We start from the raw sequence: 26,265 nt of genomic DNA on the forward strand, positions 1-26,265 counted from the left end.
CATCAATCTCCAAAAATTCAACTGGCCGGCGAAACCGGCAATAAAGGCAACAAAGGCAATAAGGTTTGAATATCGATCTGGCGTTTAGCCAAATCGGCAAGAATTTCGGTGGCATCCGGCAGGGCAGGGAAAGCGCCGGGCCGGGTGACGGTGACTGCGCCGCAGGCCGTGGCAAATTCAATACAGGCATGCAATAAGGCGCCTTTCGGTAATGAAGCAGCTGGTAAACAGCTGAGGCTGAATAGCAACCCCCCGATAAAAGCATCCCCACCTGCAGTGGTGTCGACCACCTGTACTTTGGGCGGAATGACCTTAGCTACAGCAGTGCCAGCGCGGTAGTAGTCAATACTGCCGCCGCCATCGGTAACCAGCAATAACTGACAACCGGCTTGCAGGCAGTGCTGAAGATAAGCCGCTTCCGACTCGAAGCCATCACAAAGATACTGCAATTCATCCCGCGAAAACTTCACAATATCCGCCTGCCACACCAGCGCGTTGACCCGCTCGCGATCGGCAGCACCTTCACGCCATAAGTTATGCCGTAAATTGACATCAAAACTGACCAGGCAGCCGGCTGCTTTGGCCTGCTTTACCAGCAAAGTTGTGGTGTGCGCGATAAATTCATCAGTCAGGGTATTGCTGCAAAAATGCAATATCGGCTTGGCTGCAAACCAGTCGGCGCCAATTTGCTCCGGCGCGAATAACACGTCGGCGCTTTGGTCGCGGTAAAACGAAAAACTCCGGTCGCCGGTTTCATCCAGCATGACAAAGGCCAAAGCGGTTTTGGCGGTTGGGTGGCGCTTCAATAACGACAAATCCACGCCATAAGCCTGTAACGCTTGCGCCAGAAAATCACCAAATGCATCCTGGCCGACCTGACCGGCGAAGCTTGCCAAACCGCCTAATTTCGCCACAGCAACCGCGGCATTGGCCGGTGCACCACCCGGAAATTGCCGGTAGGCTGGTAATTGCAGTGGGCCTTGTTGCTGCACACCGCTATGCAAAAAATCAATCAGTGCTTCGCCAAAACACAACACCTGACGTGGTGTGGTGGCAGTAACAGAAGATGCTGGCAAAACTGTAGTAGTCATAACGATACCTGTGATAACGACGTCAATGTCCGATGTTGCCGGTTGCTATACCAGGCATAACCCGCGATATAGCCATAAGCCAACACCGGCACGATAAAACTCAGTTGCACGCCAACACTGTCAGCGACCAGGCCTTGCAGCAACGGCAATATCGCACCGCCAACAATCGCCTGACACAACAAACCCGAGCCACGGCTGGTCAGTGGACCCAGACCACGGATCGCCATGGTGAAAATAGTTGGGAACATAATAGAGTTAAAAAAGCCAATCGCAATCACCGACCAGACGGCGACCATGCCAGTTGAGTTCATTGTCACAAACAATAATAGAATTGCGATCAGTGCATTACTTAACAGCACATAACTGGCTGAAATATATCGGGTCAGCAGCGCGCCAATAAAACGGCCGATCATCGCGCCGCCCCAATAATAAGCGACCATGGTGCTGGCTTGTTTTTCCGACAGACCACCGATATGTTCCAGCGCCAGATAGTTCACCAGAAAACTACCAATACTGACTTCTGCGCCGACATACAAAAAAATCGCCAACACACCCAATAACAAGCCTTTTTGTTGCCAAATCGAGCTTTCTGCCGTCAGCTGCTGCTGCGTTGGGCTGGCCGCTGCGACCGGTGGCGTTAATAGCGGTAACTTTAGAAAATAAAAACCAGCGGCGGTCAGCAAAGTGACACCCGCCAAAATCAGATAAGGCAGTTGCACTGATTTGGCGTCGGCTGTAGCGCCTGCTACACCAGCACTGGCAGATAAATCAGCAGTGGCCGAGAAAATCAACGCCGCACCAAAGAGTGGTGCCAAGGTATGACCCAATGAATTAATCGCCTGTGCCAAACTTAACCGGCTGGCGGCGGTTTCTTCCTTGCCGAGGATTGCCACATAAGGGTTAGCCGACACTTGCAGAATAGTGACGCCTGAAGCCAGGATAAATAACCCGAATAAAAACAGCGCATAAACCGAAATTTCAGCCGCTGGATAAAACAGCAGACAGCCCAAAGCAATAGTCGCCAGGCCAACCATAATGCCTTTGATATAGCCAATGCGTTCAATCAGTTTGCCAGCCAGCGGCGACACCAGAAAATAAGCGCCAAAAAAGCAGAATTGCACCAGCATCGCCTGGGTGTAATTCAGCGAAAAGGCCGCTTTGAGTTGTGGGATCAGAATGTCATTTAAGGCGGTAATAAAACCCCAGATAAAAAACAAACTGGTCATGGCGGCAAAAGCAAAATGGTTATTTTGGCTGGGATCCCCGCTGACCGCAGGCTGGCGGCTGTCAGGTGTCATCATACTCATGGTTTGGCCTTTTCTGTGGTTGTAGGGGCTGGGGCAGTTGTTGGCGCCGTGTGGTTCGCCGTCGACATCGAATAGGGTCGATCAGCAGTTGCCAAACCCCGTTGTTTGTTTGGCGTTTCGCTCATCTGAAAATCCAGCTGGCCGCCCTGAATAAGCTCTTTGTGACTCAGCCAGTTATGCGGATAAGTCTGCTGCTGCCAGGAAAGTGCTTCAATGTAAGGCGTTTTGGCCAAGTTACCCGGCGCATTTATTTGCAGCATTTTGCCATTGGGTAAGGTCAGTTTGACCTTTTCAAACAACGGGCTGCCCAGCACATATTGGTCGGTACCAGGTGTTACCGGATAAAAGCCTAAAGCGCTGAACACATACCAGGCTGAGGTTTGACCGTTATCTTCATCACCGCTGTAACCGTCCGGGGTGGCGCTGTACAGTTTGGTCATTACATCGCGCAGTCGCGCTTGTGCCTGCCACGGCTCACCCGCATAGTTGTAGAGGTAAATCATATGCTGAATGGGTTGGTTGCCATGGGCATAATTGCCCATATTCACCACCTGCATTTCGCGAATTTCATGAATGGTAAAGCCGTAATAGGAGTCATCGAAGGTCGGCGGCATCTCAAAAACTTGATTGAGTTTATTCAGAAAAACCTGCTCGCCACCCATTGCCTGCTGCAAGCCGGCAATGTCATGAAACACCGACCAGCTGTAATGCAGGCTGTTGCCTTCAGTAAAAGCATCACCCCATTTCAGCGGGTTAAACGGGCTTTGGAAACTACCGTCTTTATTGCGGCCACGCATCCATTTGGTTTCAGGGTCCAGTAACTTCAGGTAGTTTTGTGAACGCTTCTGAAATACCGCTGCATCCTCGGTTTTACCCAGAGCACTGGCGAGCTGGTACAGGTTAAAATCGGCAAAAGCATATTCCAAAGTGCGGGCAGCATTTTCGTGAATACCGACGTCATAAGGTACATAACCTAAGCTGTTGTAATAACTTAACCCTTCACGACCGACCGACGACACCGGCCGTCCTGCTTCTACTTCGGCATTCTTTTTCGTCGCTTCATATAAAGTTTCGATATCAAAATCACGGCCGCCTTTGAGGTAAGCATCAGCAATATTAATGGCCGAATTGGAGCCAATCATCACGCCGCGATGGCCCGGACTGGCCCATTCCGGTAGCCAGCCCGATTCTTTATAAGTGTTGACCAAGCCTTGCATGATTTGGCCATTGAGTTCGGGGTACATCAAGTTAAAAAACGGAAAAACTGCGCGGAAAGTGTCCCAGAAACCGTTGTCGGTGAACATATAACCCGGCAATACGTCGCCGTTGTATGGGCTGTAATGGACGATTTGCTGCTTGCTGTCGACTTCATAAAACTTCCGCGGAAACAGCAGCACCCGGTAAAGGGACGAGTAAAAAGTGCGGATTTGATCTAAATCGCCTTGCTGGATTTCGATTCTGGCGAGTTGCTGTTGCCAGACTTGATGGGCTTTGTGCTCTGTCTGGGCGAAGGTGTCGTTACCAATTTCGCGCTGTAGATTCAGCTCCGCCTGTGCCTCGCTGATAAAGGACGACGCCACTTTGACATGTACTTGTTCGCCTTTGTCAGTGGCAAAACCGATGATCGCGCCGACATGCTGGCCTTCGCTTTCTAACTGATTTGGTTGTAATTTCCAGCCGTCATGCCAGCTATGGCTGACAGTAAAATCTTTATCAAATTCCAGCACAAAGTAGTTATGGAAATTGGCTGGTACACCGCCATGGTTGTTGCGGGCATAACCAATAATTTTGCGCTGTTTTGGCAGGATTTTGACTTTGGAGCCTTTATCAAAAGCATCAAGAATAAGATAGGCCTGCTCAGTTTTGGGGAAGGTGAAGCGAAACTGTGCCGCGCGCTCGGTGGGTGTCACTTCTGCCGTCACATCATAGTCGGCCAGATACACCGAATAATGGTGCGGTTTGGCCGTTTCGGCTTTATGCGAAAACCAGGACGCGCGTTCGTCCTGATTAAATTTTAGTGGGCCTGTCACCGCCATCAACGAAAAGGCGCCGTAATCATTCAGCCAGGGGCTTGGCTGATGGGTTTGTTTAATGCCACGGATTTTGTGGTCATCATATTTATAAGTCCAGCCATCACCCATGGGCGCCGTCATCGGTGTCCAGAAATTCATGCCCCAGGGCAGGGCAATTGCCGGATAGGTATTGCCGTAAGACAGCTCAAAACTGGAGTCGGTGCCCATCAGCGGATTGACGTGTTGTACTAAATCAGGCGTATTCACTAAATCTGGCGTGGCGGGTGCTGGTTTTTCGGCCGTGGCAGACCCTAGATTGATAGCGGCATTGCTGTTTTTTGCCGAATCGCAACCGCTTAGCACACTTAGGCTTAACGTCAGTGTCGCGAGTAAAGCTGTTGAGTTTAAAAGAATTTTTTTACGCATTGGATTTGGTTTTCCGCTGAAATTCCCGGCAGTGCAGGTTGCACCAACATTGTGCTTAAAATGAGCTAAGCTAGACTGTAATCGATTACATTTAAAATTGTCCAGAAAAAATTCACTGGTTGTTCCAGCTGGCAGTTTTTCTGATTAAATGAGTAATAAGTACTCGGTTCTGCGCTAAATTAGTGATGAGTGTTATCGATTACATGGTGCTTGCTATTGTCAGAAAGGAGTGGGAATATAGCCAAAATCGCTATATTTCCGTTATGTTTAGCGGGCTACAGCTGAACAATATGTAGAGCAAACAGCGCAATCCGCTGGCTTTGGGATCTAAAACACGAATGACCAATATCAAAAAAGTGAGTGAACTGGCTGGTGTGTCGACGGCAACGGTATCGCGCACCTTAAAATCACCAGAGCAAGTGACCGAAGCCACCCGCGACAAAGTGATGCAGGCGGTGAAACAAGCCGGTTATCGGCCGAACTGGCTGGCCAGCAGTGTCAAAAGCGGCAAGTCGAATTCGATTGTGGTGCTGGTGCCCAATCTCACCAACCCATTCTTTTTGCGCATTATTGGTGGCATTGAACAGGCGGCACAGGAAAAAGGTTATTCGGTGTTATTGGGTGATACCCAGGGCGACAGTAAACGAGAGAACGAATACGCCGGCATGGTGCTGAGCAACAGAGCCGATGGCCTGATCCAGCTGGATCATTCATTCCCTTTCGCGCCGCAAGATGCTGAATTAGCGGACAATGTGCCTATGGTCAGCGTCTGTGAACGGATTGAAGGTGAGCGCAAATATCCGGTGATCGAGCTGGATAACTATGCGGCAAGCCGGGCGCTGGCGCATCATTTAGTTGGGTATGGCCATCAGAAATTCGCCGCTATTGTCGGGCAAATCAGCAGCCAGATTTACCGCGAACGTTTAGCTGGCATTCGCAGTGTGCTGCAGGAAGAAAACCTGCCGTTGCCGGACGAAATGCTGGTGGGCGGTAGTTATACCATCGAAGCTGGCATCGAAGGCGTGCGGCAGTTATTAAAACAGCCGGTACGGCCAACCGCCATTTTTTGCTTTAACGACGATATCGCTATTGGCGCCATTCACGAAATCAAAAAATATGGATTAAGAGTGCCACAAGACATTTCAGTGGTCGGTTTTGACAATATCAAAGTATCGGCTTTTATCGATCCACCGCTGACCACCGTCGACCAACCCGCCTACGACATGGGCCGCCGCGCTTTTGAAGTGCTCAGTGTGCTGATGCGTGGCGAAAGTCTGACCCGTATCCGCGAAATCCTGCCATTTCAGCTGGTCGAACGCCAAAGCAGCGGGCCGGTACATAGCTCGTAAACATCCATTCCAGTGGTCTGAACAGTGTAAATTGTGAGCAAATGTTTGCTGGCAACTTGCATTTTCATCGTGCTTTTTTAGAGTGAATAACTAATTTAATCAATTGGTTATTCTTGATATTTCCCTTTTATGATCCATCAGTGAATTTTTTATTTTTCTGCAATTGTACAGATTGACAGCAGTGCCAATGCTGGCTAGTATCTAACCGCGACATGTAATCGATTACATTTTGCTGTAAACCATTTCCGCTGATGTTGAGAAATGCAGTGGTCATAACATCATAAGAAATAATAATAATGAATCGAGACATGCTTTAAATGTTTACGATTACACCATTCACTGGGGGAGAACCCATGGTCAACCGGATAGATAGCAAAACGCCTGCGTGGAAAAAAGGTCTGACCCGATCTTTGCTTTCACTGGCAGTTCTAACAGCATTAGGCTCAAATTTTGGTGTGGCGCAGGCGCAGGAAGCCAGCGCGGACACCGACGAAAGCTCCACAGCAACAACTAAAGAACAGGTGACGGAAGTCATTGAAGTTCGTGGTATTCGCGCCAGTCAGGCAGAAAACCTGGCGGTAAAACGTTTAGCCGGTGCCGTGGTTGATGCCATTACCGCTGAAGATATCGGTAAATTCCCGGACAAAAACGTTGCCGACTCCTTGCAACGGGTTCCTGGCGTGGTGATTTCCCGCAGTGGCGGTGAAGGTGCAGCGGTCAGTATTCGTGGTTTATCTTCTGAATTAACCTTTACCCAATTAAACGGCAATTTTATCGCTTCTTCACCTGGCGAACCAAGCCGTTCTTTTGATTACGCATTATTACCTTCAGCGATGATTTCCAAAGTCGAAGTTTATAAATCTTCTGAAGCCAGACTGGATGAAGGTGGGGTCGGCGGCACCATTTTGCTGCATACCCGTAAACCTTTAGACATGGACTCAGGCTCTGGTGTGATGAATGTTGAAGCGACCTACGCCGACGTCACTGACGACTATGAACCGCATTTTACCGGCGTTTATTCCTGGAAAAATGAAGCCGAAAATTTCGGTATTTTATTGGGTTACACCAAACAAGACCGTACCAACCGCACCTTGACCGGCAGTACCAGTGATTGGCGCTGGACCAGTCAGACCATCAAACCGGTGGATGTGAACGGCAATGTCGTTCCTAACAAAGACCTGATCGGACCTATTGTTGATGCCACTGGCACTAAATATGAAGGCTACTGGGTACCCCAGGTGGTCCGTGCCGGCATCACCAATGAAAAACGCGAACGTGAAGGTATTCAGATCACACCACAATGGCAACTGACTGATAAGTTAGAAGTTGGCATCAACTACTTCGGCTTCACCCTGGGTCAGGATATGACCTTGTCGGTACTGGATATGCCGGAATGGTCGCTGAATCCAAACTTCGTCACCAATATGAACACTGATCCCAGCAACTCGGTGATCACCGGGATTGATTATTCGGCCGGAGCTGCTGGTGCGCAAAACGATATGCAATTTCCGTGGATCCGTGGCACTTACGTCAAAGAAGAATCAACCTCCGACACCTACGATTTTAATCTGAAATATGAAGGTGATGCTTTCACGGCGCGGCTGGTGTTTGGTCATACCAAAGCCAAAGGCGGCCCAACAGAAAGCTGGGAAGCTGCCTATAAAAGTTCGAACTGGGGGGAAGGCGATAAGTTTACCGAAAACGCTGCCCAGTATGCTGGCTGGAATATGACCGGCGATAGCATCAATATGTATATGGATCCGGCCATTATTACCAATTTAATGGCGGGCGTCGGCGGTGGCCGTGACCCTGGCTCATCGAATTCCAGTTTTGTCCGCAGCACCCTGGCCGAAACCTACGGTCAGGTTGATTTAGATTTTAACGTCGATTTCAGCGTCTTTACGATGATCCGTGCCGGTTACAAATACCGCAACGGCGAATTGCACCGTGAAACCGGTAATAACTTCTTCCTGCCGAAGGATTTTGATATCGAAGGCGCGCTGGCCAGTGGCCGCGGTATTAATGTGTTTGACAGTTACCAGTGGAATGGCGGCATGCCAGCGGCCAATAAGGTGATCAATACCAGCTCGGAAGGCAATATTCCTGGCGGCTTTAATATCAACGTGATGCCAACCATTAACTGGAACGCTTATCGCGACATGATCACCAGTAATTACCAGTTGTACACCCGGATTGAAGACAATTTTGTCTACGACATCACCGAAGTGATCAACGCCGGTTATCTGCAGGGTGATTTTGAATTTAGCAGCCTGCGCGGTAACGTTGGCGCTCGCGTGGTGCGCACTGAAACCACCGGCGCTTCCACCGATTTGTACACCTATTTCCTCGATCACACCGACGATGTAACCGGTTTACCTGTCACCGGCGATAAACGTTTTATTGAAAAATTCGACGTGATTAGCCAGACCAAAACCGACACCAATGTATTACCAAGCTTCAACATCGCCTGGGATGCCAGTGACAATCTGGTGGTGCGCGGTGCCGTGGCGAAAGTAATGTCACGGCCGGGGTATGGCGCCTTGGGTAGCCAGGAACGGATTAGTTTTGTGTCGGACGAATGGGCCGAAGATCGTGCTTCATTTAACGAATTACCGGGCTTTCGTGGCTCAGGTGGTAACAAAAACCTGAAGCCATATGAATCGGTACAAAGTGATTTGTCGGTGGAATATTACTACGGCAAAGGCTCAGCTGTAGGTATCGCCATCTTCAACAAAGACGTAGATAACTTCGTGGTGCCGCTGATCATCAGTTCAACCCGCGATTTCGCCGGTCAACCGGGCGTGGTGCCTGCAGGTCCTATTACCGTGAGCCCTTACAGCACCAGTGGTAACGGCAGTGACGCCAATTCGAAAGGGGTAGAAGTCTTTATTCAACACGCCTTTGAAAACGGTTTTGGGATCAACGCCAACTATACCCACAACAAAACCAACCAAGCCAATGTCAGTGTGCAGGGCGAAAAAGTGGGTGAGTCCCCGCTGGTTGGGAGTGCCGATTATCAATACAACCTGTCGGCTTATTATGAAAACGACGACTACAGCCTGCGCGCTTCTTATAACAAGCGCGGTGAAGTGGTGGGTGGCCTGGCGAATGGCTTAAACATCTTCTCTGATCCCTATGATCAGGTGGATTTAAATGCCTCTTACAGTGTGACCGAGACATTGGTCGCGACTGCCGCCGTGGTCAACCTGACCGAGTCTGAATCTGTGCAACGCCTTGGCAATGACACCGATTCACGCTTCTTAAGCAGCAGTTATTCGGGTCGCCGTTTTTACTTAGGCCTTAATTATAAATTCTGAAGCTGAGCCTGTTGCCGGTACCTATACTCCGCATCTTCAAGGATGACGGGTATATAACTGGCCAGGGCAGCATCATCTTAAGCACAGGATTTTGTATGAAAAATTTTCAATTAAGCAGTATTGCAGTGGCAACCGCCCTGCTGCTGAGTGGCTGTGGCGGCGCCGGTAAAGATCCGGATCCAACCAACCATCCAACACCAGCCAGCACTGTCGCTGAACTCAGTGGCGCTGTGGTGAAAGGCACTTTAACTGGTGCGAAAGTGGCACTGGCTGCTGTCAATGGCACCAGCGTGACGTTAGACGGCAGCGCCGTGACCGATGCCAAAGGCCTCATCAGCAACTTAAAACTGACCTCAGCACCAGGTTATGCCTTTAACGGCTTGTACCGCGTGACCGTCAGCACCGATGCCAATAGTAAAATGGTCTGCGACGCAGTGCGTTGTGGTGATATCAGCTTAGGGCAAAATCTTACTGGCGCTGCACTGGGCACGTTACAGCTGCAAAGTCTGGTCTGGATCAAAGCCACTTTAGGCGCCACCGCCGATGGTAAAGCCGATGCCGCTTTTCAGGCCAATGCGCTGAGCACCTTAGCCAGTGGCTTGTTAACTCAAGCGATTACGCAAGGCCGTTCGATTAGTGCTTTGGAAAGTCTGGCGCCGGCGCAGCTGGAATACTCGTCATTATTGCTGCGGATTTTAGGGGTTGAAGCCAACAACTTAAACCTGTTCACCGAAGCGTTGGTCAGTGCTGAGGCGGCGGTGAATCTGGAAACTGCCAGCAACAACACCAAATTGCTGTCGTTATTAAACGCCGCTTTTGCTGATTTTGCGCCAGGTGAAAACCTGCAAACGAACTTAACCGCCAGTGCCGCTCTGGTCAACAGCGCTGCTGCCGGCGATTTTGAAGCTGCAGTCGCGCTTCGCGAAAAAGTACTGGCGGCCTGGGCGTTACACCCGGTGATCACTGAACTTGGCCTTGATGCGACGAAACTAATCGACCTGAAATTGCCATTAGTGGCTGAACTCAAAGCCGGTGGTCCGGTGCGTGAATATACCACTGCTGACCGTATCGCCACTGCGACCATCACTGCCCGTGGTGCTATCGGCGAAGGTGAAGCCATTGGCAAAGCCTTTGATGGCGACAGTAAAACCAAGTGGCTTGATAACAAAGGCATTCCATCGGTTGAAGCGCCATCATGGGCTATCGTGAAATTTGCCGAAGCGGTGCCGGTTAGTACCTTGTCGATTACCAGCGCTAATGATGCCGATAGCCGTGACCCAGAGAACTTTAACATTGAAGGCTCCAACGATGGCGTCAGCTGGACACCATTGGCAAGCTTCGCTGGGGTCAGTTTTGCTGAACGTTACCAAACCCAGGATTTTGGTTTTAGTAATACCCTGGCTTACCGCCAATATCGGGTCAATATCACCAAAAACAAAGGCAATGACAGCCTGATGCAGCTGGCCGAAATTGAGCTGATTGGGCCGGTGTATGCCGATATTGATCACAGCGATGCTGGCGGCAATATCACCTCGCGCGGTGCTATCAGTGCCAGCGAAAGCGCCGATCGGGTTTTTGACAACGATGGCAAAACCAAGTGGCTGGATAACAAAGGTATTCCAACCGCTGATGCGCCATCCTGGGTTCAAATCGATTTGGCCGAAGCCAAAGCCGTTGGCACCCTGGCGCTGACCAGTGCCAATGACGCCGACAGCCGCGATCCGGAAAACTTCAATCTGCAAGGATCGAACGACGGCGGCGCCAGTTGGAGCACTGTAGCCACTTTTGCCGGGGAAAGTTTTGCTAAAAGAGCCGAGCGCCGGACTTTTAGTACCGGCAACAGCCTGGCGTTTAGCAGCTATCGGCTGAATATCACCAAAAACAAAGGCAATGACACTTTGATGCAAGTGGCTGAAGTGGAGCTGATTGGGCCGCAAATTGCTGCCAAAGATCATTCCGCCGGCGCGTTGATCACGGCGCGGGGTGCTATTGGCGATGCGGAAAGCCCGGATAAAGCCTTTGACGATAAAACCTCCACCAAATGGCTCGACAACAAAGGCGTGCCTTCTGTTGAATTGCCAACCTGGGTGATGGCGAAATTGCCGGAAGCCAAAGCGGTGAATTTACTGGCGATCACCAGTGCCAACGATGCCGACAGCCGCGATCCGGAAAATTTCAGTCTGGAAGCATCGATGGATGGTGTGTACTGGGTGAAATTGCAAAGTTGGGCTGGTGTTAGTTTTGACGGCCGCTTAACCCGGCAGCAATTCCCATTCAGCAATGACGTTGGTTTTAGTTATTACCGGTTGAATATCACCAAAAATAAAGGCAATGACAGCCTGATGCAAATCGCTGAAATCGAGCTGATTGGCCCGGATTACGTGGCGCAAGATGTATCGTCCTTGCCTGGCGTGACCATTAAAGCCCGCGCTGCGATCAGCCCTTCAGAAAGTGGTGAGCAGGTGTTTGATAACAATCATCTGACCAAATGGCTGGACAACGGTGGCGCGCCGACTGTTGCTGCACCGGCCTGGGTCAGTGTTGGTCTGGCACAAAGTCAGATTGTTAGCGCCGTCGCTATTACCAGTGCCAACGATGCGCCAAGTCGTGACATTGAAAACTTTAGCTTGTTGGGATCTAACGACGGTACCACCTGGGTGAAGATCACCGACGTTGCCGGCCTGAACTTCGCCGGTCGTTACGAGCGGCAAGTGCTGAGTTTTGGCAATGGCCGTGCCTATCAACACTACAAAGTCGACATCAGCAAAAACAAAGGCAACGACAGCTTAACCCAGGTCGCAGAACTGGAATTGCTGGGGCCGGTGCTTGAGTAGCTTGGTCAAGTCTTGTTGAAAAAAGAGTTGTTGAAAAAAGTGTTGTTGAAAAAAGAGTTGTAGTTTTAGCGCAGCTGCGTCAGCCATGGATGGACTGATGCAGCCCTTCGTTATGTAAACCAAGTTTTTGCTTTGTTTTTTTCTTGTTTCATCGTGCTTTGTCAGTGCTTTTAGTTTTTGTTTGTATGCTGGTGAAACCGATTTTTATTTTTATGTTTCAGGAGTAAGCCGATGTTGGCTAGCCGTCATTTAAATCCTGGGTTGAGTCATCAAGCCACATCTACCGCCAGACATTTGGATCAGCCGCTTTTTCTTGGCATCGACGGTGGTGGCAGCAATTGCCGCGCCTGGCTGCAAAATGCCGCAGGCGAGTTGTTGGGGCAAGGGCAGGCCGGTGCTGCCAATCCGGTCAATGGCTATCAACAAGCTTTGGATGCGATTGTGTTAGCCGCCGAACAGGCGCTGATTGCCGCCGGGTTAGCGCCGACGCTGCTATCGCAGTTGGTGGTGGGGGCGGGTCTGGCCGGTTTGCATTTACCTTCGATGCAGCAAAAGTTGGCGACCTGGCAACATCCGTTTGCGCGCTTGTATCTGACCACCGATTTGGACATTGCCGCTTTAGGCGCTTATGGCGAAGCCGATGGCGCGGTGATTATTTTGGGCACCGGCTTTAGTGCATTGGGATCGGTTGCTGGCGAACAACTGGCGATTGGCGGTTTTGGCTTTCCGATCAACTGCACCGGTTCTGGCTCAGGCTTGGGCTTGGAAGCGGTGAAGCTGGCGTTATTGGCCGCCGATGGTTTGGCAGAAACCAGTTTACTGACCGACGCGGTATTTCACGGCCGCACGCAGCAACAACTGGCTGAAGTGATGCTCAAAGCAACACCGGGCCAATATGCACAACTGGCGCCGCTGGTGTTTCAGTGTGCTGAACAAGGTGACACTCAGGCATTGGCGTTAATCAGCCAGGCGGCTGTTTTTATTGAAAAAGTCAGCCAGCGGTTTTTAGACGCCGGTGTGACGCAAATCACCATGGTCGGTGGCATCGCCCCGCGGTTATTGCCGTATTTACCCAGCGCTTTACAGCAAAAAATCCAATATCAACAAGCCGCGCCCGGTCTTGGTGCGCTCAGTTTTGCGAAAAAACAATGGCAGCAAGAATGGCATCAAGAACAGCAGGAAAGCATCCGATGAGTAACAGACGTGATTTTTTGAAGTTATCAGCCATCGGCGGGCTAGTGTCTGGGTTGCTACTGAGTGGCAAAACTCTCGCGGCTACGGCTACTGGCGGCAAGTCGGCTGAAACAGCTCAAAAATCGATGTCGAAACAACCAATAGTCGTCTCCACCTGGGAGCACGGCATGCCAGCCAATGCTGCGGCCTGGCAGGTTTTAAGCAGTGGCGGCACTGCGCTTGATGCCGTCGAGCAGGGCGTGCGGGTGCCGGAAGCGGATCCGAATGTCAGAACTGTTGGTCTGGGGGGGTATCCGGATGCATCCGGCGAAGTGACGCTCGATGCCTGCATTATGGATCACCAAATGAATTGTGGTTCGGTGGCCTACTTAAAACGAATTAAACACCCGATTTCAGTGGCGCGCAAAGTGATGGAGCAAACCTCCCATGTGATGCTGGTCGGTGAAGGGGCGCAGCAATTTGCCAAAGCTCAGGGTTTTGTCGAAGAAAACTTACTGACTGAACAAAGCAAAGCTGACTGGCAGCAATGGCTAAAATCCGGTGCCGCCAAACCACAAATTAATGTCGAAAACCACGACACCATCGGCATGCTGGCGCTCGATAGCCACGGCAATCTGGCGGGCGCCTGTACCACCAGTGGCGCGGCTTACAAGCTGCCGGGACGGGTCGGCGATTCACCGATTATTGGTGCCGGTTTATATGTCGATAATGAAGTGGGTGCAGCCACGGCCACCGGCCAGGGTGAGCTGATGATGAAAACTGTCGGCTGTCATTTAGTGGTCGAGCTGATGCGGCAGGGTTTAAGCCCAAAAGATGCTTGCCGTAAAGCGGTCGAACGCATTGCCGCTCGGTTGCCGGATTTTGCCAAATATCAGGTCGGTTTTTTAGCATTAAGTAAAACCGGTGATAGTGGTGCTTTTTGTATTCAGCCTGGTTTTAACTATGCAGTGCAGGCGCAAGGTTCGGCACTTCTATTGGATGCGGATAACCTGTTAAATCAGCCCGCCGGAGCCAAAGCATGAGGTTGCGGTTGCTGACGTTAGCTATCAGCATGCTGGGCTTTTTGCCTTTAGTACAAGCGGCTGCGCCGGTGACTGCAGCGCCGGTGACCGTAGCGAAAGTCCAAATCATCCCTGATCAACCGCCTTTTGCCTTAACGCTGGCGCAGCTGAAACAATGGTCACCGCAATCTGAATTAGCATCGACCGCCAATATTTCACACCAACCGCTGGCCCGGCGTTTTGTCGCGCCTCTGCTCATGGATAGTCATCAGGATCAGCGGGCAAAAGTGTTGTACGCGCCGGATGGCATGAATAATTTTGGTAATTATCTGCAGCCGCAGCCGAAATTTAACCTCTACAACTTCAGCAACTGGGCACAAATTGACGTGCTGAACTGGTTTGCTGGTACCGCCGATTTAACAGTGCAAATTCCGGCACGGCCCTGGGTCGATACTGCGCATAAAAACGGCGTCAAAGTCATCGGCTCGGTGTTTTTGGGGATCGCGCAGTGGGGCGGCAGTCCGGATACCGTCGAAAAGTTATTAGAGCAGGATGGTCATGGCCGTTTTGTGCAGGCGCATCAGTTGGTGGCCATCGCGCAATATTATGGTTTTGACGGCTGGCTGATTAATCAGGAAACCGATTTAACTGCAGTAAAAGATGCGCAGAATCAGTTAGTCAAAGGTCAGAAAGACACCAAACGGGGTGCTGAACTCGCGGCGCGGATGCTGGCGTTTATGCAATATCTGACCGCCATTGCACCGCAGGGCATGGAAATTCATTGGTACGACTCGATGCTTGCTGATGGTCGGGTACGCTGGCAAAACGTCTTAAATGAGAAAAATCAGCAGTATTTACAACAAGGTAAAGTCGCCTCCGCTGATGCGATGTTCCTGAATTATTGGTGGAATGCTGACATGGTGCAGCAATCGGCTGCCAAAGCCGATGCGTTAGGTCGTTCGCGCTATGAGGTCTATTTTGGCGCTGACTTATGGCCAAGCCGGGATGCCCAACGGGCTTTTAGTGAAACCAAGTGGCTGGATTGGTTATTTATGCCGGGCTCTTCGCCCGATAAACATACTGCATATGGCTCCATCGCCTTGTTTGCGCCCAATGTGAATTTTAATTTCAGCGGTGAGTCGCATCAGCCTGCTTTTAGCGATTTTGCAGCAGATGCCAAAGATCACCGCCGCTTTTATCAGACCGAACAGCGGTTGTTTGCCGGTGATGATCTCAATAGCGTTGTGGTCGACAGCAGCGGTTGGGCTGGTCTGAGCAAATATCTTCCGGCCAAGTCGGTGATCAGCAGCTTGCCGTTTGTAAGCAGTTTTAATACCGGTCAGGGTCAACATTGGTTTGTCGATGGTCAGGCAACCGGCAGCGGCTGGACTGATATCAGTGTGCAGGACCTGCTACCGAGCTGGCAATTTGCGGTGTTTGGCAGTGCCAAAGTTGCCGTCAATTACGATTTTGACCAGGCCTGGCAAGGTGGCAGCTCGCTGCTGATTGAAACCACCACGGCCGGTGATGCCGATATTCCGCTGTATCAGACGCAATTGCGGTTAGGTACAAACACTCAGTTACGACTGGTGTTTCAGCCAAAAACCGGCACCGCTCAATCAACCCTTCATCAAGTGCAGCTCTATCTGCAATTCGCTGATGGCCACCGTGAATTATTCCCGCTCACAGGTTCTGCGATTGGCGATGGTCCATGGCAACAACTACAAGTTGCACTGCCAAAACTGGCAGGCCGCGAACTGGCCCGGATTGGTCTGCAATGGCCAGCGCGGCCACAAACAGCAGCGGTACCACCCAGCTTCAGATTAGGTCAACTGGAGTTATTACCATGAGCTTCACAACATCTTTGCAGCAATTTGCCGGTATCGACATCGAAATTTGCGTCAATTGCGATGATTTATCGACATTAGCGATACAGGTTCAAGCGGCGAAGGCGGGCTGCGCGACCAGACTGGAACTCTGTGGTGCGATGCACGAACAAGGACTCACCCCAACCGTCGAAGCGGTAAAAATTGCTCGGCAAGCCTGGGGTAATGGGCCTGGCTTAGTGGCGATGTTAAGGCCACGCGGTGGTGATTTTTATTATCAGGCGGACGACGTAGCGCTGATGCAACAGCAACTATCGGCACTGGCTGCAGCGGGCGCTGATGCAGTGGTGTTGGGCGTGCTGCGCCAGTCGTCCGATGGACAGATTGAAATCGACTGGCCGTTGTTGAACGTCTTGCTGGCGCAAGCGGCTGATTTATCAGTTGAAGTCAATTTCCACCGCGCCTTTGATGTGTTGCCTATCCCTACCAGAGCAGCGGCACTGCAGCGTTTGCAACAGCTTGGCATTGCGCGGGTGCTCACCGCCGGTTGTGCCTGGGATAGCGGTTTCGGTGCGCTTGAAGGTGTCCCGCAGTTGCAACAGGATTTACAACAAACCGCCAATGCACAGGCGCCACAACTGGTGATTGGTGGCGGCGTTACGCTGAGTAATGTTGCCATGCTACGCAAACAACTCATGCAACTCACACAACTCACACAACTTTCGTCAATGACCAGCACGGCTGGCTGTTATTCATTTCATTGTTATTCGGCGGTGTTGACCGACGGGCGGGTCGACCAGCACAAGGTCGCGGCGCTGGTGGCAACAGCTGCAATACCCCACATTTTTCGTTAAGTATGGACCTTATGAACCAAGCCCACAGTGATAGCGCATTTAGCACCCTTTTCGCAGCAACAGTCGCCAGCCCGGCAACCCGCCGCCTGGATTTAACCGGCAGCTGGAGTTTTTCAGAGGCGCTTAGCGATGTCTGGCATCCGGCGACAGTGCCCGGCTGCAATTTCACCGACTTATTCGCCAACGGCCTGATTGCCGATCCGATGCAGGCCGACCATGAAACAGAGTTGCAGTGGATAGAACAAAAAGACTGGGTCTACCGGCGCGAATTTCAGTTAAGCGCCGCCGAACTACAAAGTCGGGTCTGGCAGCTGGAAGCTCTGGGGCTGGATACCTATGCCGATATTTACCTGAACGGGCAGTTGCTGGCCAGCACCGACAATATGTTTGTTGGTCATCAGCTGGATTGTCAGTCGCTACTGGTTGCCGGTAACAATCTGCTGCAGATTTATTTCCATTCACCAATTAATAAAGTGAAACCGCTCCAGCTGGCGTCCGGCATGGTCTATCCGGCGGAAAATGATAAGTCGGACGACAAGCTCAGTGTTTATGTGCGCAAGGCACCGTGCCACTTTGGCTGGGACTGGGGCCCGCGATTTGTCAGTAGCGGCATCTGGCGGGGCATTGCTTTAGTCGGTCATCAGGCGGTGCGAATTGACGATCTGCAGTTTACCCAGCGTGCTCTAACTACAGCTGAGGCCAGCCTGCAGTTTGATCTGGATTTTACCGTGCTGACGCCGGGGCAGTATCAGCTGCAACTACAATGCAGTGTACGACCGGAACTAAATCAAATAGTTACGCAGGAACTCACCGCTGGCGCACAACAATTTCAGTGGTTGCTGGCGATGCAACAGCCAGAGCTATGGTGGCCGGCCGGGCTTGGCGAAGCGTATTTATATCCGTTTTCGGTCGCTGTGTATGATGCAAACAGTCAACAGCTGCTGGCAGAACGCTCCTTGCAGATTGGCCTGCGCACTGTAGAAGTCATCAACGAAAACGATGCCGATGGCCAAAGCTTTTACTTTAAGGTCAATGGCTTGCCGGTGTTTATGAAAGGCGCTAACTATATTCCGGCCAGCGCTTTTCCGGGCACTTTAACCGCCGCCGATTATCAGCGTGAGTTTGCTGCAATAAGCGCCGCCAACATGAATATGCTGCGGGTTTGGGGCGGTGGTTTTTATCAGGACGAGCAGTTTTACCAACTGGCCGATCAGCATGGCGTATTGATTTGGCAGGACTTTATGTTCGCCTGTAGTTTATATCCGGGTGATGCGGACTTTTTGGCCAATGTTGAACGTGAAACGCGGTACAACATTAAACGGCTGCGTAACCATGCCTGTATCGCCATGTGGTGTGGCAATAACGAAGTGGATATGGGCATTGCGCGCTGGGATTGGCCACAGAAATTTGGTTATTCAGAGCAGTTATTTACCAAGCTAAAACAGGACTACTGCCAGTTGTTCGGACAGTTGTTGCCGGGTCTGGTGCAGCAACTCGATGGCGACCGCTTTTACCTGCGCTCATCACCGATCAGCTTCTGGGAAGACGATGCCGACCATCTCGCCAACCACCATTTTTGGGGCGTCTGGCATGGTGAGCAGCCTTTTACCGAATATCAAAAACGTATTCCGCGTTTTATGAGCGAATACGGCTTTCAGTCCTTTCCGCTTAAAAGTTCGGTCGATAAGTTTTTACCCCAAGCCGAGCAGCGGTTGGAATCGCCGATGTTGACGGTGCATCAGAAGCATCCACGCGGCAATAAACTGATCCAGAGTTATCTGGCTGATGAGTATCAGCTACCGAAGGATTTTGAGCAGCTGCTGTATTTAAGTCAGGTACAGCAAGCGTTGGGGCTAAAGCTCGCCTTTGATGCGCACCGTGCGGCAATGCCATTTTGCATGGGCACTTTGTATTGGCAATTGAATGACACCTGGCCGGCCGCTTCTTGGTCTGGCATTGATTATTACGGCCGCTGGAAGGCGCTGCATTATCAGGCAGCACGGAGTTTCCGGGCGCAAAGTCTGGTATTTAGTGAAGACTTAAGTGAACAGTTTAGCGAACAAAATCAACAGCTCAGGTTAAAACTGGTTTCCGATAGCCAGGTTGCGATGGCCGCCACCTTACAACTACGGTTGCTGGATTTCAGTGGCGCTGTGTTGTGGCAGCAGTCGCAGCAAATCAGCGTCGCGCCGTTGCAAGTCATGCAATTGCAACAGTGGTCACTAGCCGAGCTGACAAAGTTAGCCGATGACCGGCAACTGGTGCTGCACGCTCAACTGCTGTCCGCTGCCGATGGTCGGGTTTTAACAGACAATCTGCATTTTTTCCGGCCTAATCGGGAGCTGTTGTTGCAGCAAGCTGCCGCCGAGCTACAGATCAGCGCCATCGATGGTTTGCTCACAGTACGCTTGCAAAGCCATACCCTGCTGCGGCAAGTGTTGCTGGAATTACCGGATCTGGAGGGCAAGGTGCTGAATTTCTCGGATAACTTTATCGATTTGTTGGCAAACGAGCCGGTGGAAGTGACTGCCGCCCTGCCTGATTTAACCAGCGCCCAAATACTGGCGCTGGCATCGCAGCTGCGGGTGCGTTCGCTGGTGGATAGTTATCCAGACACTTCAGTTAACGGAGTGCCGGTATGAATCTGGTCTGGATTGATCATGCCATTATCCTGCTCTATCTGATAGGCACCTTATGGCTGGGATTATGGATTTCACGCCGCGCTAGTAAAGATCTGAATTCCTATTTTCTGGGTGGCAAAACCATGCCCTGGTGGATGCTCGGTGTATCGAACGCTTCAGGCATGTTTGATATTGCCGGCACCATGTGGCTGGTCACCGTCTGTTTTGTCTATGGCCTGAAAAGCGCTTGGCTGCCGTGGATTTGGCCGATTTTTAATCAGGTATTTTTGATGGTGTATCTGTCGGCCTGGTTACGCCGCTCCAATGCGATGACCGGCGCCGAATGGCTGCAAACCCGTTTTGGTCATGGTCGCGGCGCTGAACTCTGTCAGCTGGTGGTGGTGGTATTTGCGCTGGTCAGCGCCATTGGTTTTATCGCTTACGGCTTTAAAGGCATCGGTAAATTTGCCGCCATTTTCCTGCCGTGGGATTTATCACCCGATATGTACGCGCTGATTATTTTTGCCGTCACCACTTTGTATGTGGTGAAAGGTGGCATGTACGGCGTGGTGTTTACCGAGTTACTGCAGTTTTTGCTGATGACCATCGCCGCTGTCGCCGTTGGGGTGATTGCGATGCAGCAAGTCAGTCCAGAGCAGCTGGCTGCGGCCACGCCAGAGGGTTGGGACAGTTTATGGTTTGGCTGGAACCTCGATTTAAACTGGAGCGGGCTGATTGACTCGGTCAACGACAAAATTCACAACGATGGCCTCGATTTATTCGGTCTGATGTTGATGATGATGTTGTTTAAAGGTGTGTTATTCAGCATGGCTGGCCCGGTGCCGAACTACGATATGCAACGCATTCTGGCGGCGAAAAGCCCGTCCGAAGCGGCCAAGATGAGTGGTTTGGTGTCCCTGGTAATGTTTATTCCACGGTACATGATGGTCGCTGGTTTTGCCGCACTGGCGCTGGTGTATATGCAGCCGGAAATTCAGGCGGCCGGGGCTGGTTTTGATTTTGAACAACTACTGCCTTATGCCATCGAGCGTTTTGTGCCGGTTGGCTTAGCAGGTTTACTGATTGCCGGTTTGCTGGCGGCCTTTATGTCGACGTTTTCGGCGTCGTTAAACGCGGCGCCGGCTTATTTTGTCAACGATATCTACAAAAAGTACCTGCGCCCACAAGGTTCGACCAAAGAATATATCCGCATCAGCCATCTGGTGTCGGTGCTGTTGGTGGTGATTGGGGTGGCGCTGGGGCTGCTGCTGGAATCGATTAACGATATTATGCAGTGGATTTTTGGTGCGCTGTTTGGCGGGTACGCCGCGGCCAATTTACTGAAATGGCATTGGTGGCGTTTTAATGCTTATGGTTATTTCTGGGGCATGTTGTCGGGGCTCATCGCATCGATGTTATTGCCGTTGTTGTGGCCGGATTTACAGCCGCTGTTAGCGTTCCCCTGGTTATTGCTGGCTGGGTTGATTGGTTCAGTCGCCGGGACTTTATTGACGCCGCCGGACGATGAAGCGGTGCTGATGAGTTTTTACCGCCAGGTGCGGCCCTGGGGATTCTGGGCGCCGGTCAAAGCCAAGGTGCTGGCGGCTGATCCGACGTTTTTCCCTGACCAAACGCCTGGCCGCGATGCAGTGAATATTCTGGTCGGTACCGGCTGGCAATTAACGCTGGTAGTGCTGCCGATTTGTCTGGTGATGCAGCAATGGCAGGGTTTCTGGGCGGCATTATTGGTGCTGCTGGTGACCTCCTGGTTCCTGAAAATCAACTGGCTCGATAAACTCAAGGATTAATCCCATTGAATATTGTCATTTCCCCCGGCTGCCACCGCAGCCGTAGCCGCTGCTTTGGTGTTACGCTCGGATTAACGCTGGTTTTGGGCAGCTGTGCGGCGCCAGAAACGGCTATTTCCCCAGTTGCTTCAACGGCAGCAACTGCTACAACTGCAACCACAGTAGCCACAACAGCAGCCTCGGAGCCACCTTCGGCAAATGCCTTGGCGGTGCTGAAATACGTTGATCCCTTTATCGCCACCGGCGGCCATGGCCACGCTTTTCCAGGTGCCGTGGTGCCTTTTGGCATGGTGCAACTGAGTCCGGATAATCCAAGTCAAGGCTGGGACTGGACCTCGGGTTACCATTATTCTGACAATGTGCTGATTGGTTTTAGTCACACCCATTTATCCGGCACCGGCGTTGGCGATTTACTGGATATTCTGCTGATGCCACTGCAAGGTGATTATGCGCAGCAACAAAAAAATGAACACAAACGGCCGTTTGCGCTGTATGAGCATGCCGATGAACAAGCCAGTCCGGGTTTTTATCAGCTGAATTTGCCCGGGCTTGGTGTGAAAGCTGAGCTGAGCGCCACCGAGCGGGTGGGCGTGCATCGCTATAGTTATAGCAACAGTGAAAAGGCCAAACTGCTGCTCGATTTGGGTTATGCCCAGAATTACGATAAGTCAGTGGTGACCTTGTTAAAGGTTGAAGACGCTTACACCATCAGCGGTTACCGCATTTCCACGGGTTGGGCTAAATATCAGCCGCTGTATTTTGTGGCGACCTTTAACCAGCCGTTTGCTGCACAGTTGTATCAGGATGGCAAAGCGGTCAAAGGCCAACTGCTGCAAACCGAAAAAGGCCAGGCAGTGCTCGATTTTGGCGCTTTACCGGGGCAGTCGCTGGTCGGCAAAGTGGCACTCTCTTATGTCAGCATCGACGGCGCCAAAGCCAACTTAGCGGCGGAAGTGCCGCATTTTTCGTTTGATCGGGTGAAAGCAGAAGCTGCCCAGCGCTGGGCGACGCAGCTGGGACGCTTTCAGGTGAACGATCCTGACGAAACCGCCAAAACCAAGTTCTATACCGCGCTTTATCATAGCTATCTGGCGCCGCAACTGTTCAGCGATGTCGACGGCCGCTATTTTGGTGCCGATGGCGCGGTGCATCAGCCAATGGTTGATGGCAACCAGCAGCAAATCCCGCGTTATACGCTGTTTTCACTGTGGGATACTTTCCGCGCTTTGCATCCGTTATTGACCATCACCGATCCTTCGCGCGTTGACCCGATGATGCACTCCTTGCTGGGTTTTTATGATGAAAGCGGTTTGCTGCCAACCTGGGATCTGATGTCAAACGAGACCGATGTGATGATTGGTTATCATGCAGTGCCGGTGCTGGCGGATGCTTATCTTAAAGGCCTGACCACAGCTTCTGCCGGGCGCATTCTGCAAGCCGCTAAAGCCTCGACGCAGCAGTCACGTTTTGGCATCGATTTGTTTGGCAAATACGGGTATGTGCCGTCAGATCTGGACGTCGAAGCGGTATCAAAAACGCTGGAATATGCTTTTGACGACTATGCAATTTCGAAAATAGCCGAGGCGGCCGGCCAGCAGGCCGATGCCGATTATTTTGCGAAACGGGCTTTGTCGTATCAGCAACTGTTTGATGCCAGCACCGGTTTTTTCCGGGGGAAAACCAGCAACGGCGCTTGGGTCAGCCCCTTTAATCCGATTTATGTGGCGCATCGCACCACCGATTACACCGAAGCCAATGCCTGGCAATACACCTTTTTTGTACCCCATGATGTGCCGGGTTTAATGGCGCTTTATGGCGGCGAAGCGAAGTTCACCGAAAAACTCGATACGTTGTTTAGCATGAGTTCAAAGATGGAAGGCGAGGTGTCGCCGGATATTACCGGCTTAATCGGCCAGTACGCCCATGGCAACGAGCCGGTGCATCATGTGCCTTATCTGTATGCTTTTACCGGCAAAAAATGGCAAGGTGAAGCGCGGATCAAACAAATCCGCGACAGCATGTACCGCGCCGAACCCAATGGCCTGGCCGGCAATGACGATCTCGGTCAGATGTCGGCCTGGTATGTGTTTAGCGCTTTGGGTTTTTATCCGCTTAACCCGGTCGGTGGCGAATTTGTGCTCGGCACACCGCAGTTTTCTGCTGTCACACTTAAACTTGATCATGGCAAGTTGTTGCAGATCACCGCTGAACCGGCAGCTCCAGGCGAGTATGTCACAGCTGTATCTTGGAACGGCCAGCGGATAGTAGGGCAGGTGCTGAACTACCAACAGCTGATGCAAGGTGGTACCTTGCACTTTGAGTTTGGGCCTATCTAATATAAAAGATGGTAAAAAAAGATGGTAAAAAGGGGGCGGAGTTAATTGTTTGCAAAGTAAACAATTAGCTCCGCCCCCTTTTTCATTACATAGCAGCCCCGACCAGCAGGCAATTCGTTGACAAGATAGGCCGAACCCGTTAGAACAATCAGACAAAAAATAAACAAAAACAATAGTCTGACGGGGAATAGCATGACAAGGAACTGGCGCCAGAATTTGATCTGGCTGGCGGTCGCTGTGACAGGCGCTTCGGCGGCCGGCGGCATCGCACTCAATCGAGGCGAATCGATTAACGCCATCTGGTTTATCGTGGCGGCAGTTTGTACTTATTTGATTGGCTATCGTTTTTATAGTGCCTGGATCGCGGCCAAAGTGCTGATGCTGGACGACACCCGCGCCACACCTGCCGAACGTCTTGCCGATGGTCGCGATTATGTGCCGACCAACCGCTGGGTGGTGTTTGGCCACCATTTCGCCGCCATTGCCGGTCCTGGCCCGCTGATCGGCCCGACGCTCGCCGCGCAATTTGGTTATCTGCCGGGCACCTTGTGGATTTTAGCCGGTAGCGTGCTGGCAGGTTGTGTGCAGGACATGATTGTGTTGTTTTGTTCGATGCGCCGTGACGGCCGTAGTCTGGGCCAGATGGCGCGGGATGAATTGGGGCCGGTCGGTGGTTTTGCCGCGTTGCTCGCCACCTTTCTGATTATGATTATTCTGATTGCCGTACTGGGGCTGGTGGTGGTGAATGCGATGAAACACTCGCCTTGGGCCACTTCTACAGTGGCGGCGACTATTCCCATCGCTGTGTTTATCGGTATTTATATGCGCTACCTACGCCCAGGCCGGGTGCTGGAAGGCTCGTTGCTTGGGGTGGGGTTGTTGCTGCTGTCGGTCGGGGCCGGTGGCTGGGTCGATCAACAAGCTGGGCTACGCGAATGGTTTAATCACCCTGGTTTGCCGTTGGCGTTTGCCGTGATTGGTTATGGTTTGCTGGCAGCTATTTTGCCGGTGTGGCTGCTGCTGGCGCCCCGAGATTATCTATCCACCTATATGAAACTCGGCACTGTGGTGTTGCTGGCGGTCGCAATTGTCATCCTGCAGCCGGACGTAAAAATGCCAGCACTGACCCAGTTTATTGACGGCACCGGCCCGATTTTCGCTGGCAGCTTGTTTCCTTTTGTTTTTATCACCATTGCTTGTGGTGCTATTTCTGGTTTCCATTCACTGATTTCCTCTGGTACCACCCCCAAACTGCTGGAAAATGAACGGGATATCCGGATGGTTGGTTATGGTGGTATGGCGCTGGAATCTTTTGTTGCGATCATGGCGCTGCTGGCAGCCTGTGTGCTGGACCCAGGCGTATATTTCGCCATTAACAGTCCGGCTGGTGTGGTTGGTGCGGATCCGGCGACTGCAGTCGCGACTATCACCAGTTGGGGCTACCCGGTCACCGTTGAGCAAATGAACAGTCTGGCGGCGACAATGGGCGAAGCCACCTTGTTTGCCCGTACCGGTGGCGCACCATCGCTGGCGGTCGGCATGGCCAGCATTTTTGCTTCGGCTTTTGGCGATCACTTGCTGGCGATGTGGTATCACTTTGCCATTATGTTTGAAGCGGTATTTATCCTGACGACCTTAGATGCCGGCACCCGGGTCGGCCGTTTTATGTTGCAGGATATGTTGGGTAATTTTATCCCCAAATTGGGTCAAACCAGCTGGTACCCATCGGTGGTGCTGAGCTCTTGTCTGGTGGTAGCGGGCTGGGGATATTTCCTCTACATCGGAGTGATTGACCCGAATGGCGGCGTCAATATTCTGTGGCCGTTGTTCGGGATTTCTAATCAGTTATTAGCCGCGATTGCCCTCACCGTTGCAACCTCTATTCTGATTAAAACCGGTCGGGTGAAATATGTCTGGGTCACGGCGCTGCCACTGTTGTGGTTACTGATCCTGACCTCCACGGCGGTGTTTCAGAAAATCACCAGCGACGACCCAAGGATCGGTTTTTTCGCAGCGGCCAATGACTTACAGCACAAACTGGATGCAGGTTTATTAACGGCGGATAAAGCCGCTGTGGCGCCGCAGCTGATTTTTAACCAACAACTGGATGCCTGTCTGGCGCTGTTGTTTGTGGTGCTGTTGTATCTGGTGGTTGGGGACATGCTGCGAATGGCCTGGCGGCGCCAGCGCGGACTTGCGGTATTGCCTTCGTCAGAAACACCTTATCAGCCTAGTCAGTTGCCCAAAGTCATGGGTTGACCCGAGATGCAAATAAATAAAACAGGAACC

The 26,265-nt window shown here is 51.7% G+C and carries 14 protein-coding genes; 11 read left to right on the forward strand and 3 right to left on the reverse strand.

What is annotated here, in order from left to right:
* Positions 1-17 precede the first annotated feature (17 nt).
* From EOE67_RS06395 to EOE67_RS06405, 3 genes are read right to left on the reverse strand one after another with little or no spacing between them, the layout of a single operon-like run.
* Positions 18-1,091 (reverse strand): carbohydrate kinase family protein, encoded by a 1,074-nt coding sequence (locus tag EOE67_RS06395; protein ID WP_127698211.1) that lies wholly within the window; start codon positions 1,089-1,091, stop codon positions 18-20.
* The gene (locus tag EOE67_RS06400) at positions 1,088-2,398 is read right to left on the reverse strand and encodes a sugar MFS transporter (protein WP_240652735.1); all 1,311 of its coding nucleotides are present in this window, start codon (positions 2,396-2,398) and stop codon (positions 1,088-1,090) included. The genes EOE67_RS06395 and EOE67_RS06400 overlap by 4 nt, the downstream gene beginning before the upstream one ends.
* Positions 2,395-4,836: a GH92 family glycosyl hydrolase gene (locus tag EOE67_RS06405; protein WP_127698212.1), complete on the reverse strand. Its 2,442-nt coding sequence runs from the start codon at positions 4,834-4,836 to the stop codon at positions 2,395-2,397. Before EOE67_RS06405 ends, EOE67_RS06400 begins: the two co-directional genes overlap by 4 nt.
* Positions 4,837-5,174: 338 nt before the next feature.
* Here EOE67_RS06405 and EOE67_RS06410 point away from each other — a divergent pair, with 338 nt between their 5' ends.
* The 11 genes from EOE67_RS06410 (at position 5,175) to EOE67_RS06460 (ending at position 26,235) form a co-directional block, all read left to right on the forward strand.
* Positions 5,175-6,185 (forward strand): LacI family DNA-binding transcriptional regulator, encoded by a 1,011-nt coding sequence (locus EOE67_RS06410; protein WP_127698213.1) that lies wholly within the window; start codon positions 5,175-5,177, stop codon positions 6,183-6,185.
* A gap of 353 nt (positions 6,186-6,538) precedes the next feature.
* Positions 6,539-9,502 carry a TonB-dependent receptor gene (locus EOE67_RS06415; protein WP_127698214.1) on the forward strand — a complete coding sequence of 988 codons (2,964 nt, stop codon included), beginning with the start codon at positions 6,539-6,541 and terminating at the stop codon, positions 9,500-9,502.
* A gap of 95 nt (positions 9,503-9,597) precedes the next feature.
* Positions 9,598-12,336, forward strand: a complete 2,739-nt coding sequence (locus EOE67_RS06420) for a discoidin domain-containing protein (RefSeq protein WP_127698215.1) — start codon at positions 9,598-9,600, stop codon at positions 12,334-12,336.
* 231 nt (positions 12,337-12,567) lie between these two features.
* Complete coding sequence (locus EOE67_RS06425; protein ID WP_127698216.1) at positions 12,568-13,530, forward strand: glucosamine kinase nucleotide-binding domain-containing protein; 963 nt, start codon at positions 12,568-12,570, stop codon at positions 13,528-13,530.
* Positions 13,527-14,552, forward strand: coding sequence for a glycosylasparaginase (locus tag EOE67_RS06430; protein ID WP_127698217.1), 1,026 nt, complete (start codon positions 13,527-13,529; stop codon positions 14,550-14,552). The genes EOE67_RS06425 and EOE67_RS06430 overlap by 4 nt, the downstream gene beginning before the upstream one ends.
* A complete protein-coding gene (locus EOE67_RS06435; protein ID WP_127698218.1) occupies positions 14,549-16,381 on the forward strand; it encodes an endo-beta-N-acetylglucosaminidase in 1,833 nt (610 codons plus the stop codon). Before EOE67_RS06430 ends, EOE67_RS06435 begins: the two co-directional genes overlap by 4 nt.
* The gene (locus EOE67_RS06440; RefSeq protein WP_164852240.1) at positions 16,378-17,211 is read left to right on the forward strand and encodes a copper homeostasis protein CutC; all 834 of its coding nucleotides are present in this window, start codon (positions 16,378-16,380) and stop codon (positions 17,209-17,211) included. The genes EOE67_RS06435 and EOE67_RS06440 overlap by 4 nt, the downstream gene beginning before the upstream one ends.
* 11 nt (positions 17,212-17,222) lie before the next feature.
* On the forward strand, positions 17,223-19,853 hold the full coding sequence (locus EOE67_RS06445; RefSeq protein WP_127698220.1) for a beta-mannosidase: 2,631 nt from the start codon (positions 17,223-17,225) through the stop codon (positions 19,851-19,853).
* Positions 19,850-21,640 carry a sodium:solute symporter family protein gene (locus EOE67_RS06450; protein WP_127698221.1) on the forward strand — a complete coding sequence of 597 codons (1,791 nt, stop codon included), beginning with the start codon at positions 19,850-19,852 and terminating at the stop codon, positions 21,638-21,640. The genes EOE67_RS06445 and EOE67_RS06450 overlap by 4 nt, the downstream gene beginning before the upstream one ends.
* 5 nt (positions 21,641-21,645) lie before the next feature.
* Entirely contained in the window at positions 21,646-23,976 is a 2,331-nt protein-coding gene (locus EOE67_RS06455) for a GH92 family glycosyl hydrolase (RefSeq protein ID WP_206099493.1), read from the forward strand.
* Between the two features lie 192 nt (positions 23,977-24,168).
* On the forward strand, positions 24,169-26,235 hold the full coding sequence (locus EOE67_RS06460) for a carbon starvation CstA family protein (RefSeq protein ID WP_127698222.1): 2,067 nt from the start codon (positions 24,169-24,171) through the stop codon (positions 26,233-26,235).
* The last annotated feature ends 30 nt before the right edge of the window (positions 26,236-26,265 follow it).

The organism is Rheinheimera riviphila (genome assembly GCF_004005945.1).
Classification (GTDB): Bacteria; Pseudomonadota; Gammaproteobacteria; order Enterobacterales; family Alteromonadaceae; genus Pararheinheimera; species Pararheinheimera riviphila.

Coding starts and splice junctions, on each gene's coding strand:
- EOE67_RS06395 (WP_127698211.1), bottom strand. CDS start 1,091: ATGACTACTACAGTTTTGCCAGCATCTTCTGTTACTGCCACCACACCA.
- EOE67_RS06400 (WP_240652735.1), bottom strand. CDS start 2,398: ATGAGTATGATGACACCTGACAGCCGCCAGCCTGCGGTCAGCGGGGAT.
- EOE67_RS06405 (WP_127698212.1), bottom strand. CDS start 4,836: ATGCGTAAAAAAATTCTTTTAAACTCAACAGCTTTACTCGCGACACTG.
- EOE67_RS06410 (WP_127698213.1), top strand. CDS start 5,175: ATGACCAATATCAAAAAAGTGAGTGAACTGGCTGGTGTGTCGACGGCA.
- EOE67_RS06415 (WP_127698214.1), top strand. CDS start 6,539: ATGGTCAACCGGATAGATAGCAAAACGCCTGCGTGGAAAAAAGGTCTG.
- EOE67_RS06420 (WP_127698215.1), top strand. CDS start 9,598: ATGAAAAATTTTCAATTAAGCAGTATTGCAGTGGCAACCGCCCTGCTG.
- EOE67_RS06425 (WP_127698216.1), top strand. CDS start 12,568: ATGTTGGCTAGCCGTCATTTAAATCCTGGGTTGAGTCATCAAGCCACA.
- EOE67_RS06430 (WP_127698217.1), top strand. CDS start 13,527: ATGAGTAACAGACGTGATTTTTTGAAGTTATCAGCCATCGGCGGGCTA.
- EOE67_RS06435 (WP_127698218.1), top strand. CDS start 14,549: ATGAGGTTGCGGTTGCTGACGTTAGCTATCAGCATGCTGGGCTTTTTG.
- EOE67_RS06440 (WP_164852240.1), top strand. CDS start 16,378: ATGAGCTTCACAACATCTTTGCAGCAATTTGCCGGTATCGACATCGAA.
- EOE67_RS06445 (WP_127698220.1), top strand. CDS start 17,223: ATGAACCAAGCCCACAGTGATAGCGCATTTAGCACCCTTTTCGCAGCA.
- EOE67_RS06450 (WP_127698221.1), top strand. CDS start 19,850: ATGAATCTGGTCTGGATTGATCATGCCATTATCCTGCTCTATCTGATA.
- EOE67_RS06460 (WP_127698222.1), top strand. CDS start 24,169: ATGACAAGGAACTGGCGCCAGAATTTGATCTGGCTGGCGGTCGCTGTG.